The organism is Limnohabitans planktonicus II-D5 (genome assembly GCF_001270065.2).
GTDB lineage: Bacteria > Pseudomonadota > Gammaproteobacteria > Burkholderiales > Burkholderiaceae_C > Limnohabitans_A > Limnohabitans_A planktonicus.
The window spans coordinates 64,318-79,049 of sequence record NZ_LFYT02000017.1 but is presented as its reverse complement, the minus strand read 5'-3'; the positions used below and the strand labels follow the sequence as shown (position 1 = coordinate 79,049).

The 14,732-nt window shown below is 66.2% G+C and carries 7 protein-coding genes and 1 riboswitch (1 of these 8 running past the window's edge); all 7 genes read right to left on the bottom strand.

Going from position 1 to position 14,732, the window contains the following annotated elements; genetic code table 11:
* Positions 1–11: 11 nt before the first annotated feature.
* Positions 12–112: riboswitch (S-adenosyl-L-homocysteine riboswitch) on the bottom strand.
* A 531-nt stretch (positions 113–643) separates the two neighbouring features.
* Tightly spaced (at most 13 nt apart), the 7 genes in view from H663_RS33560 to H663_RS33530 form a layout consistent with a single transcriptional unit that may run on beyond the window.
* The gene (locus H663_RS33560; protein WP_133240028.1) at positions 644–1,495 is read right to left on the bottom strand and encodes a hypothetical protein; all 852 of its coding nucleotides are present in this window, start codon (positions 1,493–1,495) and stop codon (positions 644–646) included.
* The gene (locus H663_RS33555) at positions 1,488–2,396 is read right to left on the bottom strand and encodes an efflux RND transporter periplasmic adaptor subunit (RefSeq protein ID WP_053173357.1); all 909 of its coding nucleotides are present in this window, start codon (positions 2,394–2,396) and stop codon (positions 1,488–1,490) included. Before H663_RS33555 ends, H663_RS33560 begins: the two co-directional genes overlap by 8 nt.
* A complete protein-coding gene (locus H663_RS33550; protein WP_053173355.1) occupies positions 2,393–4,414 on the bottom strand; it encodes a preprotein translocase subunit SecA in 2,022 nt (673 codons plus the stop codon). Before H663_RS33550 ends, H663_RS33555 begins: the two co-directional genes overlap by 4 nt.
* Before the next feature lie 13 nt (positions 4,415–4,427).
* Entirely contained in the window at positions 4,428–6,590 is a 2,163-nt protein-coding gene (locus tag H663_RS33545) for a hypothetical protein (RefSeq protein ID WP_053173353.1), read from the bottom strand.
* Positions 6,587–8,359 carry an efflux RND transporter periplasmic adaptor subunit gene (locus H663_RS33540; RefSeq protein WP_053173351.1) on the bottom strand — a complete coding sequence of 591 codons (1,773 nt, stop codon included), beginning with the start codon at positions 8,357–8,359 and terminating at the stop codon, positions 6,587–6,589. Before H663_RS33540 ends, H663_RS33545 begins: the two co-directional genes overlap by 4 nt.
* Positions 8,346–10,634, bottom strand: coding sequence for a beta strand repeat-containing protein (locus tag H663_RS33535; RefSeq protein ID WP_116695887.1), 2,289 nt, complete (start codon positions 10,632–10,634; stop codon positions 8,346–8,348). Before H663_RS33535 ends, H663_RS33540 begins: the two co-directional genes overlap by 14 nt.
* Positions 10,631–14,732, bottom strand: partial view of a DUF4347 domain-containing protein gene (locus H663_RS33530; protein ID WP_116695886.1) — the end only. Its footprint extends 24,572 nt past the window's final position; only the last 4,102 of its 28,674 coding nucleotides appear in the window; its start codon lies off the right edge, out of view; it ends in the stop codon at positions 10,631–10,633. The genes H663_RS33535 and H663_RS33530 overlap by 4 nt, the downstream gene beginning before the upstream one ends.

Sequence of the window (14,732 nt, the reverse complement as noted above, 5' to 3'; positions counted from 1 at the left end):
CACCTTGGGGCTACAGGTGAGCGTCGTTGTGCAAGTTCATTCAGACATTGAACGGCCCCAAGCCTGACCTGCTGCGCCTGAAAGGCGGCGGGCTGCAACGCTCCTTGGGAAGGCCCGGATTTTAACCGGTCAAACCATGGTGCCTCGAACAAAGATCCTCATGCATGGCGTGTACCTGCCCTCTCACCCAGTGCACAGCCCAAATAGCTCTCAGGCTAATGCGAGCCTCTGCCCCCCGTCATTGCGAGCCTCCCCCCGTCATTGCGAGCGAAGCGTGGCAATCCAGCAACTGCTGTCAACCCGGCACCAATGCCTTTGCAGGCGACATAGCTGGATTGCCGCTTCGCAAGCTCCTCGCAATGACGGAAAAGCCACCCCCGTCATTTCGAGCCCCCCCCGTCATTGCGAACGAGCTGTTGGCCATGACGGAATGGGCTATGGGTCAGGCTGTGTGGTGAATTCGTCATGACGTGTGAGGTCTGCCCGATGACGTGCGCCTGGGGTGGCTTCAAACCGAAGAGCAGATCAGCAGCTTCAGCTGCGGCTTTCATCTTTGTACCTCGAAGACTTTTCGTGGCCGGAGCCATCATCCTCAAACCGTTGCAAGGACTTCAACAACCACAGTGATGTCCGCCTTGGACGTTCAGGTGCGCCCAGCGACCGGGTGGTACACCGTCAGGAAGGCCTCGCGCCCCTCGCGCACGCCAACCGACAAGTGCCCCACCGCCACAGCCTGCATCACCGCCAGCCACTCTTGCAGCGGACCCGTCGCCAGGCCCCACGCAGCACCCAGGCGCTCAAGGCCCGGCGCCAAAGCTGCAATCGGCAAGCCAGTGCCATAGAAATTCAGGTCATCCGCCTCACGCTGGCTCTGGCCGTCTTCGCGCACCTCGATCCAGGGCAACATCTGACGGTCCAGATCCAGGCGCTGGTTGACCAGCTCCACCGCCCAGGCGGCCAGGGCGCGAGGCGTGAACACCTGGGCAGCGTCATCCACCGCCCCACCCAGATGTGCCAGCACCTGGGTGCGGGTATGGCCCGCTCGGCGGGTATAGCGGGTGACCCGCACCGGCACCTCGGGATGCTCCGGCAGCCACTTCAAGCCCACCATCAACAGGCCCGACTGGGGCACCGGAAACTCCAGGTACAGCTTGAGCACCACCCCGACGGGCCCCTCCTCCACCGCCAGATAAACATGGTTGATGAAAGCTGCTGATCGCCGCACCCGGGCGGCCACGGCTTCGGGCAAGGCCAGCGGGCGCAGCCAATCCATCAGGGGCAAGGGCAAGGCCGAAGGCGACAGGCCCGTGCCGATGCGGTAAGGCTCCATGCCGCGCGGGCTGAGGCGACAAGATGCCTCCCAGCCGGTGACGGGCAGGCCTGCCACCTCTGCGCGCACCCGCTCAAGCCACGCCAAAGTGCGGGACGCAGGCCCCGGCATACAGCCTTCCCGGTAGAGGGCGTGTGCGTGAAGGCCGTCGATCAGCTCAGTCACGCAAGTCTCCGGACAGGAACCGCACATGGCAGCGCAGGCCTGCCGGTATCGCCGAACGCGGGTTGGGCAGCAAAAGACGCACGCCCACAGTGGCGGTGGCGGCGTCCACCACGCGGTCCACCACAGCCACACGGGCGGCGTATTTGCCGTTGTGGTGGGGTGCCAGGTTCACTTCAGCGCGCAGGCCCTTGTGCACCTTGTCCATCCAGCGTGCGGGCACCACCACCTCCACGCGCAGCGGGTCAATCTGGGCGATGCGCAGGATTTTTTCCTCATACACCCGGTCGCCGGGATTGAGCATGCGCTCGACCACCACGCCGCTGAAGGGCGCACGTATCACGCGTTGGGCCAGCACGGCTTCTTGCTGCTTGAGTTCGATGGCAGCCAGACGGGTCTGGGTTTCCACCTCGTCGCGCTCACTCTCAGACAGCAGCTGCTGCGCCACCAGTTCCTCATTGCGCTTGACCCGGCGCTGGCCGTAATCAGTCTGGGCGCGCTTGAGTTCCACGCTGGCCTGCTCGGCACCGGCCTGCAGGCGGGCCACGACCTGGCCCGCAGCCACCACATCACCACGGTCCACCAGCACCTCGGCAATGATGCCGGGCACTTGGGTGCCCAAAGAGGCGGCCATATTGGGCTCGAGCAGGCACTCCAGTTCGTCGGTGATGTTCCGGTTGCGGTTTCCCACGCCCCATGAAGCTGTGGCGTCCGGCAAGCGGTTGGCGGGCACTGCCGAGGGCGGTGGTGACGTCAGTCGCGCAGCCGCAGCACCGGGGGCTGGCGTTTGCGCCTGGGTCAGACCGGCCAGGCCCCAAGCGGCCAGCAGCGCCACACGGGAGCCCCGCATGAAGAGGGTCATGGGGGCCGTCTTTTGGCAGGGGGTGGTGTGAGGATGGGTCATTCAATCTCTCCGGAAAAAGCAAGGAACTGCTGCAGCCGCTGGTCTTCCTGCATCAGGCGCACCCGCTGGCGGGCACTGCGCCGCTCATCCAGGTGCTGAAGGATACGGGACAGGGCCAGGGCCACAGGTTTTAGCAGGCTGGGCCGCTTGGCCCCCAGCCACTGCAGGCTGTCGCGAATGGCAGCGGGCAAGCGCTCGAACAGCGCGTCGTCCAGACTGATGAAGGTCTCGGTGATGCCCGGATCACCAAAACGGGCACAACGCCCCATCAGCTGGCGGTCAATGCGGGCGCTGGCGTGGCGCTCGGTCAGCAGCACCACCAGCCCGCCCAGCGCCTTGACGCCCGGCCCCAGGGTGATGTCGGTGCCGCGACCGGCCATGTTGGTGGCAATGGTGATGGCCCGCAGCTGCCCGGCCTGCGCCACAATCTGCGCCTCTTGCTGGTCCTGACGGGCGTTGAGCACCGTGCAGGGCAAGCCCAGATCGGACAGCACCCGGGCCAGCGCCTCTGAAGCCGCCAGGGTGCGCGTGCCCACCAGCACGGGGTTGCCCAGCGCGTGCCAATGGGCCACGCGTCGACCGATGGCCTGCCATTTTTCGGCCTCGCTGGCCTGCACATGCCGCCCCGCGCTCAGCTGGCGCGAAGCGTGCAGCGGCGCCACACGGGCCACCGGCAACTGGTAGACACGCCCCAACTCGCCCGCCACTTCTGAGGCCGTGCCGGTCATGCCGCACAGATGGCGGTAGCGCCGAAAGAACTGCTGAAAACTGATGCGCGCCAGCGACTGACGCGGCCGACTGAGGGCGCAACCTTCCTTGACCTCCACCAGCTGGTGCAGGCCCTCGCTCCAGGTGCGATCGGGCATGACACGACCGGTGGCCGCGTCAATGATCTCCACCTTGCCATCGCGCACCAGGTAATGTTCATCGCGATGGAACACATGGATGGCAGTGAGCGCCTGGTGCACCAGTTCCTCGCGGCGCAGCGGCAGGTGCCACACGCCGCCGAAATCCTGCGCCGCCTCGCCCAACATCGCCCGGCCCGCCGCCAGCAAACGCACCGAACGGGTGGGCAGCATCTCCACCAGGTAGTGCTGGCCCGCCTCCATCGATTCGGCCATCCACAGGGCTTGCTGGGCGGTCGGCAGATCGGGCGCATCTGTGGCCGAGCTGGTTTCAGCCGAAATCACCAGCGGCGTGCGCGCCTCGTCGATGAGGATGTTGTCGGCCTCATCGACGATGGCGAAATCCAGGCCCCGCAGCAGCCAGGGCGCATCGCCCGCCGGTGCCATGGCGCGGGCCAGCTGCAGCTGCAGCTCATGGTGGCGACCCTTCATCGCCATGCGGTCGCGCAGGTAGTCAAACACAACGATCTGGTGGGTGCAATAGGTGATGTCCGCTTGCCAGCCCGCACGCCGCTCCTCGTTGGACTGGTTTTGCACGACGCTTGCGCAGCGCAGCCCCAACGCGGCGTACAGCGGGCCCAGGGTCTGCGCATCGCGCTGGGCCAGGTAGTCATTGGCGGTGATCACATGCACCCGACGCCCCGCCAGCGCTGCGGTGGCCGCAGTGAGGGCGGCCGTCAGGGTCTTGCCCTCGCCCGTGTTCATCTCGGCGGTCAGGCCCCGCAGCATCAGCCAGGCGGCCTGCACCTGGGTGTGAAAAGGTGTCATGCCCAGCACTTTGGTGGCCATGGCCTGGACCAGTGCAAAGCTGCGTGCGACCCGCATCGGCGTCATCCCGTGTTGCCGCAACTGGGCACGCAGGGCAGGCACCAGGGCCGCCAGCGCCTGCACATCGAGCGAATCGTTGAGCGCGTCGTCCATCGCCTGCGAGGCCACCTGCCTTGCGAACCACTGCGGGCGTGCAAACCCGCGTTGCGCACGCCTCACCCATGGGCCCAGCAGCCATTCGCCCGCCCGTGACAGCCATCCTTCATCAAGGGCCACCTCTCGCTGCGGGTACAGCCCCAGCGGCGCACGGGACTGGGCGGAAGCAGGGCTTGCGTGAAATGCCATGGTCCTGTCCTGATCAATGCCCGGTCAGCCGCACCCAGGTGCGTAGCGCCCAGTCACGCCACTCCACGCCCAGGGGCTGCGCAGCGTGCTGCAACCACACCTTCACCCGCATGCCGGGACGGGGCAAGTCGGTCTGCCCAGACTGAAAACCCAGGTAAACAACGAAGAGTTTTTCCACCGAACGCATGGTGTCGGTTCGGGTGGGATCGACCCCCACGGTGCCGCCGCCACGCACACTCAGCGCGGCATCGGGCAGCTCATCGGTGGCAGCGGGGACCGCGCGGACCACACGGGCGAGCAGGCGCTCGCCAGGACGCTCCACAGAGCGCACCACCGAGCGGGTCTCGGCCTGCGCCCCAGCCTCCAGCAGACGCCGCGCATCCTGCTGCGAAACGATCACCCGCACACCCAAGTCCTTGGGGTTGAGCACATAGCCCAAGGCCTGGCCACGGGCGATGAAGCTGCCTTGCAGGTCTGCGGTGCGGTCGGGCACAAAAATCCCATCCGAGGGGCTCAGCACCTGCTGCTGCGCCACCTCTTGCTCAAAGTAGGCCATCTCGCCCAAGGCCTGCGCCAAGCGCTCCTCCAAAAGACGTGCCTGTGCCCGGCCTTGAACCTGTGCCTGGGCCAGGCGGGCCTGCATCTCCAGCACCTGGCCCTGGGCCACCGCCAGACGTGCCCTAGCCTCTGGGTTATCCAGCTGCACCAGCAATTGCGAAGCAGCCACCGCCTCATCAGGGCGGGCGGCCAGCTCGGCGACCACGCCATCGGCCTGTGCACGCACCACCGATGCGTCAAAAGCGGTGACCACGCCGTCGTGCTCGGTACGGCTGGACAGCGGAATACCCGCCACCAGAATGGCCAAGGCCGACACCGACAAGGCCGACACGCCCAGCACGCGCACACCGCGTGTCGCCAGCAGTGAGGAATCGAGCAAAAACTTCAGGACACGCCAGGCCGGAAGGCCCAGCATGGACACCAGCACCCACAGGGCCAGCAACACCCCCAGCTGAAACAGGTAAGTGGCCAGCGTGAGCGCAATGGCCAGCGCAAGCACCAGGCGATAGGCAAAGGCGGCCACCCCATAAAGGCCCAGAATCCAGGCCTCGCGGCGATCACGCGCCGGGTTCTCGCGCTCGGGCATGCCCAGCAGGTAACGCTGGGCCAGGTAGGCGTGGTAACGGTTGGCGGTCTGGCCCAGGTTGGGCATTTCCAATGCGTCGGCCAGCACGTAATACCCGTCATAGCGCAGCAAAGGGTTGCCGTTGAACAACAGCGTGGAGGCCCAGGTGACCAGCACCACGTTGAAACACAGGCTGCGCGCCATGCCCGGCTCCATCTGCAGCCAGACCATCAGGGCCAGCGCACCGATGAACAGATCGGCCAGGATGCCAGCGGCCCCCACCAGCATGCGCCGATGGCGTTCAGGAAAGGCCGAGGCGGCCGAGCACTCGATGTAGGGTACGGGCACGAACAGCAGCAGCATCACCCCGGCCTCGTGCACCTCGCCGCCGTAGTGGCGGGTGATCACACCATGGGCGATTTCGTGGAGCACCTTGACCAGTGGAAACACCAAAAACGTCAGCAGCAGGTTGTCCAGCTCAAAGGCCTGGTCCAGGCCGTTGTGAACCAGGCGCGACCAGTGGGTCACGGTCAGTGCCAGCCCCCAGCCCACCACCGCCAGCCACAAGAGCGCACCCACCCAGCCCAAAAGCGGTGAGCAAGTCCGCGCCAGGCCCGACAAAAAGGCATCCGGATCGACAAGCGGCAGGCGCAGTGCCACCGGGTTGGCCAGGCGCTGCTTGAGCCGCTGACGCCAGCTGGCGCGCCTGCGATGGGCCTGCAGCGCGTGGTTGGGGCGGGCATCGGTGACCAGGGCATCGGTGCGGTGCAGGTCGGCCAGAAAGCGGATCACATCCGACTGCGAGGGCGCATCGGCCCCCAGTTGCTCCAGCACGGCCAGCCAGATCTGCTGCACGGTGCGCTCGCCGTCCATGCGCGCCAGCACCGCATGCAGCGCGGGTGGATAGCGGTGAAAGCGCCCGCTGCTGCGGTCTTGCAACACATGCCAGACGCGCCCGCGAAACACCTGCCGCTGCACGCTGACGTTGTGGCCCAGCTTGGGCCGGGTGTAGGCGACGCGGTACCAGGTGGGGCTGTTGAGCGTGGCGCTCATGACCAGCCGCCTGCGAGGTGCAAACGCATCCAGTCCAGGAAGGGGTGCAGCCAGATCCAGCCCAGGGGCTGGGTGCCGGCCTCAATTCGGGCGTTGCCGATCATGCCGGGGCGCAGCGGCAGCCCCGCAGCCTCCAGGTCGGCCTCGACCCGAAAATAGGTGGCGCCATCACGCGCAGCGGTGACCGGCGTGACCCGAGCCACCTTGAGCGCCAGCACCCGCTCGGGCAAGGCGGCCAAGCGCAGCGTACCGGCCTGGCCGACCCGCACTTCATCGATTTCGGCATCGGGCACCTCCAGCACCACGCGGTAGCGGTCCAGCGGTGCCATCTCGAACAGGGTCTGGCCACGGCGCACACCCGCGCCCAGTTGCTGGTGCAAGTCGCCACTGACGATGAGACCATCAAAGGGTGCCAGGATGACGGCACGGGTCAGGTTGTCCTGCGTGAGCTGTGCCTGTGCAGCAGCCTGTTCCAGCTGGGCCTGCGCTACGGCCATCTGCGCGCGGTCGCGGCGGGCGGCGGCATCGTTGTACTGCTCTCGGTACTGCTCAACCTGGCCTTGGGCGCGAATCAGCTCCAGGCGCAGGTCACGCCGATCCAGGGCCGCGATTTCGGTGCCCGCCTTGACGGTGTCGCCTGCACGAAAACGCGCTTGCTCCACATAGCCGTCGAATGGCGCAGCCAGGGTGCGCACCACCACCCCTTCGAGCGAGGCGCGCGCGCTGATGCGGTAGGTGGCCTGGGCAAAAGGCAACACCACCAGAGCGACAAGCAACACGGCAAACACCAGCTTGTGTCCGTAGTGACCCGGCGCACGCAACTGCTGCAACTGGCGCTGCAGCGCATCGCGCAAGCGCCTGTGCCAGGGCCGGGTAGCGCGCCGCTGCAAGGCCACGATGTGCGCGCCCAGCGCGGCAGCAGTCTGACAGGCTGCCACGTCCTCTGCGCTGAAAGGTCGTGCGGCTGCACGCTCGAACAGCAGCGCCCCACTGTGCCCCGGCAGACCGGGGTCCAGCTGAAAAGGTACGGTGAGCACCTGACCCTGCGCACCCGCCAGGGTGGCATGCTCACGCAGCGCCAAAACCGGGTCGGCGGACCCGGCTGCGGGCCACTGCAACACGGCAGCCTGGTCGATGGCCTCGTCCATCACAGCGGCCAGCTGACGCACCAGGGCCATCTCGCGGCGAAACTCCGGCGCGTTGGACAAAGCCGTCACCTCGGTTTGCAGGCCTTCACGAAAACCGATGGCCACCCGCTCACAAGACAGCAGCAGGGCCAACTCGGTCACCAGCGTCTCGGCCGCAGCGGTGCCATCGTCCTGGCTCATGGCGCCCGCCAGGGCCTGCATGAGTTCGGGCAAACGGGCCCTGTCCGCATCGACGGCCTGCGCCAAGTGGCCCGCCGCTTCGTGTGCCAGTCGCCGAAGTCGCACCCCCTGCACGGCCATTTGACCGCTGGGACAGTCAGCGGCCACCAGGCCCACCAGCGCCCCCCCGCACCAGATGGGCACCGCTGCAGCCTCCCGCTGTGCAGATTCGGCCTGGGTTTCCTGCTGTTCGCTGAGGCACCGTTCGGCCGTCTCGACCAACAGTGCGTCGGGCGCACCCCCATCGGGCGGGCACCAGGCCACCGGCTCCAGGGCACCGCCCGAAGCCTGGCGCAAGATCAGGATCAGCCTGAAGGAGGCCGGAAAATCCTGGTAGGCCAGGCGAATCCACGCCTGGCCATGCTGGCGCGCCCAGGAAGCATGCATGTCAGACTGGCCCATTCATGACACTCCATTCAATGGTCACTTTCTGATCGTAAGTCATGCGCCCTTCTGGCTTGTCGCCCTCGTGCGTCTGCAGCGGTGCCCAATGGATCGCCTGGGCCAGGGTCTCATCTGGCGTCTGCTGCGGACGGCGGCGCACCGTCTGGGGGGGCTGTTCCGGGGCTTGGGCCTGATGTCCCGGATTTGCCTGCATGGCGACACTGGCCACAGAAGTGCCGCTGCCGTCGCTGCCGCTGGCCTCATTGACCGCCATCTGACCTTGCAGCAAATCCTTCAGGTCCTGGTTTTCACCGGCTTGCGGTGCCTGATGAGACAGGCCCAGATCGTTCTGACCGGCACGAAGCCCGTTGCCGGAGAGGGCACTGCCGACGTCACTGCTGGCTGACGAAGCACCCTGTCCACCCGCCCCCGTCTCGCTGCCCGAAGCACTCTGACCCGTGGTCACTGCGCCAGACGAGGTGTCCTGCGTCTTCGGCGCTGAGGGCGTCACCACCAAGGAATACAGGCTTTCATTGACCGCAGAGATCAAATCACTTGGACTGGTGGGCACGGCCACTTTGTCCAATTCGTAGCGTCCATTGCGCCAGGTGAAGCCACCATAGTCGCCCAGCATCTGGTCGTCCGCCAGGGTGCCGTCCAGCACGTCCTGACCGGCTCCGCCCACCAGCAAATCGTTGCCCGCGCTGCCTCGGATGAAATCCTTGCCCCCCTGATAGACATCCAGCCCCTCGGCCTTGACCAGGAAGCCGGACAGCCAGGTGATCCTGGCGCCATCACCGTAGACCACGTCTTGGCCTGCACCGCCGTCTACCGCATCATCCCCATTGCCGCCGATCAGCACTCCTGGCCCATCCCCGGCGATCAGGGCGTCGTTGCCGCCCACATCATTGCGGGTGGACTCGGCCAACACCGCCAGGCCTGCCTGGTCATAGGTCGTTTTGCCGCCGTCGCCAAAGACAATGGCCGGGCCGTCACCCACCACCACCTGGTCGGCACCGATACTGCCTGCCACCCAGTGACGGCCATGGCCCAAGGTGATGACATCGTTGCCGCCGGGGTGGGTGTCGATGGTGGCAATCGACACCAGCACCCTGCCGGTGGTGGCCAGGACTACACCGGCATCGCCCAGGACGATGTGCTCGCCAAGGCCCGCAGTGATTTTGTCAGCGCCTTCGCCGCCCATCACCACCCCGTTGCCATCGCCCAGCACCACAGTGTCGTCGCCGCCACGCAGCACCGCTTGATCCACCGTGCGGATGTCGATGGCCACGCCGTCAGCATCAAAGCCGATGCGTCCCTCGTCAGCGATGAGCGTGAAATTGCCGCTGGCCGCTGTGAGCGAATCCCCCCCCGCACCGGTGATGGCCACATGCTCGCCCTGCCCCAACACCACGGCATCGGCACCGGCTGCGCCCGAGGCATTGAGGTTGATGCCCGCCACCTCTTCAAGCACTGCGCCGTCCGCACGCAAGGTGATCTGGCCCTCGTCGCCCACCACGGTCATCGCGCCATCCGCGCCCGTCATTTGGTCAGCGCCCACGCCCAGGATGACGCGGAAGGTGCCGCTGCCCAGCTTCAGCGTGTCATGGCCGCCCGTGGTGTCTTCAGAGAGGGAAGGCACCGATTCAAGCCGCACCAACTTGCCATTGGCGTTGTAGTCGAGGGTGCCTCGATCGGCCAGCACCTCACCACTGTTGCCGGTGCTGCCTTGGCCGAGGCTCAAGGCATCCGCACCCGCGCCGCCGATGACGGCCAAGTCGCCCTGGCCCAAAGTGACGGTGTCGGCCCAAGCTGCATCGGTCACCGTCAGATTCGTCGAGGCCACTTGCGCCAGCACCGCACCGTCACCGCGCAACTGGATCAGGCCTTCATCACCGATCACGGTCATCGTGCCGTCGCCTCCGGTGAGTGCATCGGTCCCCGCACCCAGGATGACCCGGAAGGTGCCGCTACCCAGCTTCAGCGTGTCATTGCCGCCCGTGGTGTCTTCAGAGAGGGAAGGCACCGATTCAAGCCGCACCACCTTGCCGTTGGCGTTGTAGTCAAGGGTGCCTCGATCTCCGAGCACCTCTCCACTGTTACCGGTGCTGCCTTGGCCCAGGCTCAAGGCGTCCGCACCCGCGCCGCCGATGACCGCCAAGTCGCCCTGGCCCAAAGTCACCGTGTCGCCCCAAGCTGCATCGGTCACCGTCAGATTCGTCGAGGCCACTTGCGCCAAGACCGCACCGTCACCGCGCAACTGGATCAGGCCTTCATCACCGATCACGGTCATCGTGCCGTCGCCTCCGGTGAGTGCATCGGTCCCCGCACCCAGGGGATGACCCGGAAGGTGCCGCTACCCAGCTTCAGCGTGTCATTGCCGCCCGTGGTGTCTTCAGAGAGGGAAGGCACCGATTCAAGCCGCACCACCTTGCCGTTGGCGTTGTAGTCAAGGGTGCCTCGATCTCCGAGCACCTCTCCACTGTTACCGGTGCTGCCTTGGCCCAGGCTCAAGGCGTCCGCACCCGCGCCGCCGATGACCGCCAAGTCGCCCTGGCCCAAAGTCACCGTGTCGCCCCAAGCTGCATCGGTCACCGTCAGATTCGTCGAGGCCACTTGCGCCAAGACCGCACCGTCACCGCGCAACTGGATCAGGCCTTCGTCACCGATCACGGTCATCGTGCCGTCGCCGCCGGTGAGTGCATCGAACCCAGCGCCCAGGATGACGCGGAAGGTGCCGCTGCCCAGCTTCAGCGTGTCATTGCCGCCCGTGGTGTCTTCAGAGAGGGAAGGCACGGATTCAAGCCGCACCACCTTGCCGTTGGCGTTGTAGTCAAGGGTGCCCCGATCTCCGAGTACTTCGCCGCTGTTGCCGCTTGTGGCTTCGCCCAAGGTCACGGTGTCCGAACCCGCTCCACCAATGACCGCCAAGTCGCCCTGACCCAAAGTCACCTTGTCGCCCCAAGCTGCATCGGTCACCGTCAGATTCGTCGAGGCCACTTGCGCCAGCACCGCACCGTCACCGCGCATCTGGATCAGGCCTTCATCACCGATCACGGTCATCGTGCCGTCACCACCGGTGAGCACATCAGCGCCCGCGCCCAGGATGACGCGGAAGGTGCCGCTGCCCAAAGTCACGGTGTCCGCGCCCGCAGTGGCATCTGCCGTCAAGGACACCTGCGAGGCCATGCGCACCAGACGGCCCTGATCGTTGAAGTCCAGGGTGCCTCGGTCACCCAGCACCACGCCTTCGCCGCTGGCCACGGTCACGGTGTCCGCACCCGCACCGCCCATGACGACATTGAATTGCCCCCCCAGCGTGACCGTGTCATCTGCCCCCTGGTCGTGGGTCGAGGCCAGATGGGTCACCTGGCCCGAAGCGACATCACGCGTGAGCAGGCCCAGATCCCCCGTCACGAAGGCGGTACCACCTGCCACGTTGATGGCATCCTCGCCCTGACCGCCCAGAACAAAGGTGATCCCGGTGCCTGCCGTGATGGTGTTGTTGCCCCAAGTGGCTTGCTCGACCGACGCCATGGCGCTCACCTGGCCGTTGCCCAGGAGCAGGTAAGTGCCCGAGACCTGGGTGATCAGGCCAAAGTCGGCCATCACCAGCGCATCGTTGCCCACGGTGATGACGTCGTGGCCTGCGCTCAGCGTGTCCCCGCTGCTGCGGTCCGTCAGCGCCAGAACATTGACCACGGTCAGCGGATCGCTGTGGGTCTTGCTCAAACGCGTGCTCAGGTCCAGATTCAGGCCAGCATCGCCATAGACGATGTCGCTGCCGCCATGGCCCACGACCACGTCATCGCCACTGCCACCGACCAGCAGGTCATGGCCGCCCCCACCGCGCAGGGTATCGTTGCCAGCGCCGCCGTACAGGATCACCCGGGCGCTGACCGCAGACGCATCCAGCACATCGTCGCCCGGATGGGTGAACAAGCGTGCCTGGCCGCTGACTTTGCCGGTCTCGGAGTCATAACCACGGCCGTCCTGGCTGGTGTCGCCAAACATCACCAGCACCGTCTTGTCCTCCAGGCCGTCGGCGGGGTTGAGCGCGGTGCTGCCGCCCACCGTGGCCACCAGACGATCGCTGCCACCACCGCCTTGCACCAGCGTCATGGCCCCGCTGGGCAAGGCATCGACGGTGAAAGTGTCATCGCCCTGCCCCAGCATCACATCCAGCACTTCCAGGCTGCGCAAGGTGATGCCTCCGTCCAGGGTGCGGGACTGCGCACCCGGTGCGCTGCTTTGCAGCTGCGTCAAACTGCCCCCCATGCCCAGGCCCGAGAGGTTGACGAAGGAACTGGCACCCAGATCCTGCAGGGAGGCACCGTAAACAGAGGCCAGGCCCAGGCTACCGGCTTCAGTGGGCGAGGCCAGACGGCCTGTGTCGTTGGCGCGGCTGCCGTCGTTGTAAACATGGAGCGTGTCGGTGCTGTCGCTGAAGGCTTGCGCGCCTGGGCTTGCCTGCGGCAGCGCCACATCCCGCTCCGAGGGCAGTCGCACGCCCTGGTAAAGCGTGCGGTCGCGGCCGGGGATGCTGTCGCCTTCGATCACCAAAGGCCCCTGCACGCCATTCGCCAGGTGCGCCTGCACCGGGAAGGCCTGCACCGGGCTGTTGGCGCTGGAGGTGCCTGCCACAGCCGACAGGGACAGGGTGATCGGCAAATTCCAGTTGTCGGCGGTGAAGGTGACGACCGGCTGGCCATCGACCAAAGACAGGCGCAAATCCTGGCTGCTGACCGTGGTGCGGCCATCGGTGAGCACGCTCACTTGCACATTCGCCGTCGGCTGGCGACTCAGGGCGACGGTGTAGTCATAGCTGTGGTTCGCGTCCACCACCCGGTTGCCCGGGGCGGTGACGACCAAAGTGCCCACACGGGCGTCGCGGGTGTCCACCGTCACGGTACGGGTGCCCGTGGTGCCCGCATAGACCAGATCGCTTGCGCCCGCGCTGGCCAGGCTGTGGACGATGCCCTTGAAGACAGGGTTGCGCGGCGTCGGAGCCTGCTGACCGCTGACCGTGATCACCACGCCCTGGTCCCAATTGTCCCGATTGAAGGTCAAGGCATATTCGCCATGCCCCAGGTCGGTGAAACGCCCCGCTGCCTGCGACGAAGCCAGGGTGAGCCAGCTGCTGTCGGTACGCAAGCTCATGGTGACGGTTTCACCCACAGACGGCTGCTGGGTCAGGGCCACGGTGTACTGCGCACCCGCACTGCCCGCCATGACGCGCAGATGTTGCGCATCCTCACCCAAAAGCGGCGCGGCCACGGTGGCATCCATCACCGCCACTTCCAGATTGGGCAGTGCCGCACGGTTGAAAGCCGCGTCCGTGCTGATGAGTCGGTGACTGATGATGGCCGTGGCATCACCCAGTTGGGCCGCATCGGCCTGAACCCGCACGCGCACCTGAATGTCACGCGCCCAGTCAAAAGCACTGCCCGCAGCGGCCTCGGCGTCAAAGCGAACGGTCAGGGATTGCGCGAAATGCACCCCGTCAAGCGACAGCTTGATCGGCTGGCCACCGGCGTCCAGTCCCTCGCGGTTGATGGAAGAAGCCGAGATCGCCAGATACACCGTGGTGGCGGTGAGCGGTCGGGCCGCGGCCAAGGACAGGGTGTAGTGGTCCTGCTCCTGACCGTGGCCACCGCCCTTGACCACGCGGGTGCTGCTGGCCGTCTGGGTGATGAGGAGGGGGCTGGTGGCGGCATCACCCGCCACGTTCAAACGCACGCCTTCGGCAAAAGCGCCATCGAAGCCCAGATCGTCACTGGCCAGCGCGTGGTTGACAAAGGCGCTTGCCCCCTCGGTGCTCAAGGCCACGATCTTGCCGGTGACATCGCCCCCCACATCGAAGGTGTCGCTTCCTGCACCGCCAATCAAGGTGGTGACGATGTCGTCCTTGGTGCTCAAAACAAAAAAGTGGTCATCGCCCTCGAGGCCGTCGACCTCGATGCGCTGGATGCTGGCGTAGCCAACATTCAGGCCCGCGCCCATGATGCCGTCGCGGGTGATGACGAAGTTGTCCGAGACCTCGGTGCCCAGCACCGTCAGGCTGTTGATGCCCGCGCCACCGTCGATGCGCAAAGGCGCATTGATGTTGTATTCCACGGTGTCATTGCCGCCGCCGCCGTCGATGGTGGTGCTGTCTGTGGCCAAGCCCTGGGTTTGCTGGATGACAAAGGCGCGCACCACAAAATTGTCATCCCCGTCCTGGCCAAAGAGTTTGAGTTCGGCCGCGTTGCTGTACACCACGAACTGGTCGTTTCCGGTGCCGCCGTAAGCCACCGTGGCATAGTGGATGCCACGGGTCAGGAAGCCCACCGTGGTCTGCACCGTCTCGACCTCGTCACCTTCGGCCACCTGGGGTGCCACGCGGGCAGCG

Bases quoted from the DNA above. Each gene is read 5' to 3' on its own strand.
- H663_RS33555 (WP_053173357.1), bottom strand. From the start codon at position 2,396: ATGACCCATCCTCACACCACCCCCTGCCAAAAGACGGCCCCCATGACC.
- H663_RS33550 (WP_053173355.1), bottom strand. From the start codon at position 4,414: ATGGCATTTCACGCAAGCCCTGCTTCCGCCCAGTCCCGTGCGCCGCTG.
- H663_RS33545 (WP_053173353.1), bottom strand. From the start codon at position 6,590: ATGAGCGCCACGCTCAACAGCCCCACCTGGTACCGCGTCGCCTACACC.
- H663_RS33540 (WP_053173351.1), bottom strand. From the start codon at position 8,359: ATGGGCCAGTCTGACATGCATGCTTCCTGGGCGCGCCAGCATGGCCAG.
- H663_RS33535 (WP_116695887.1), bottom strand. From the start codon at position 10,634: ATGACCGTGATCGGTGATGAAGGCCTGATCCAGTTGCGCGGTGACGGT.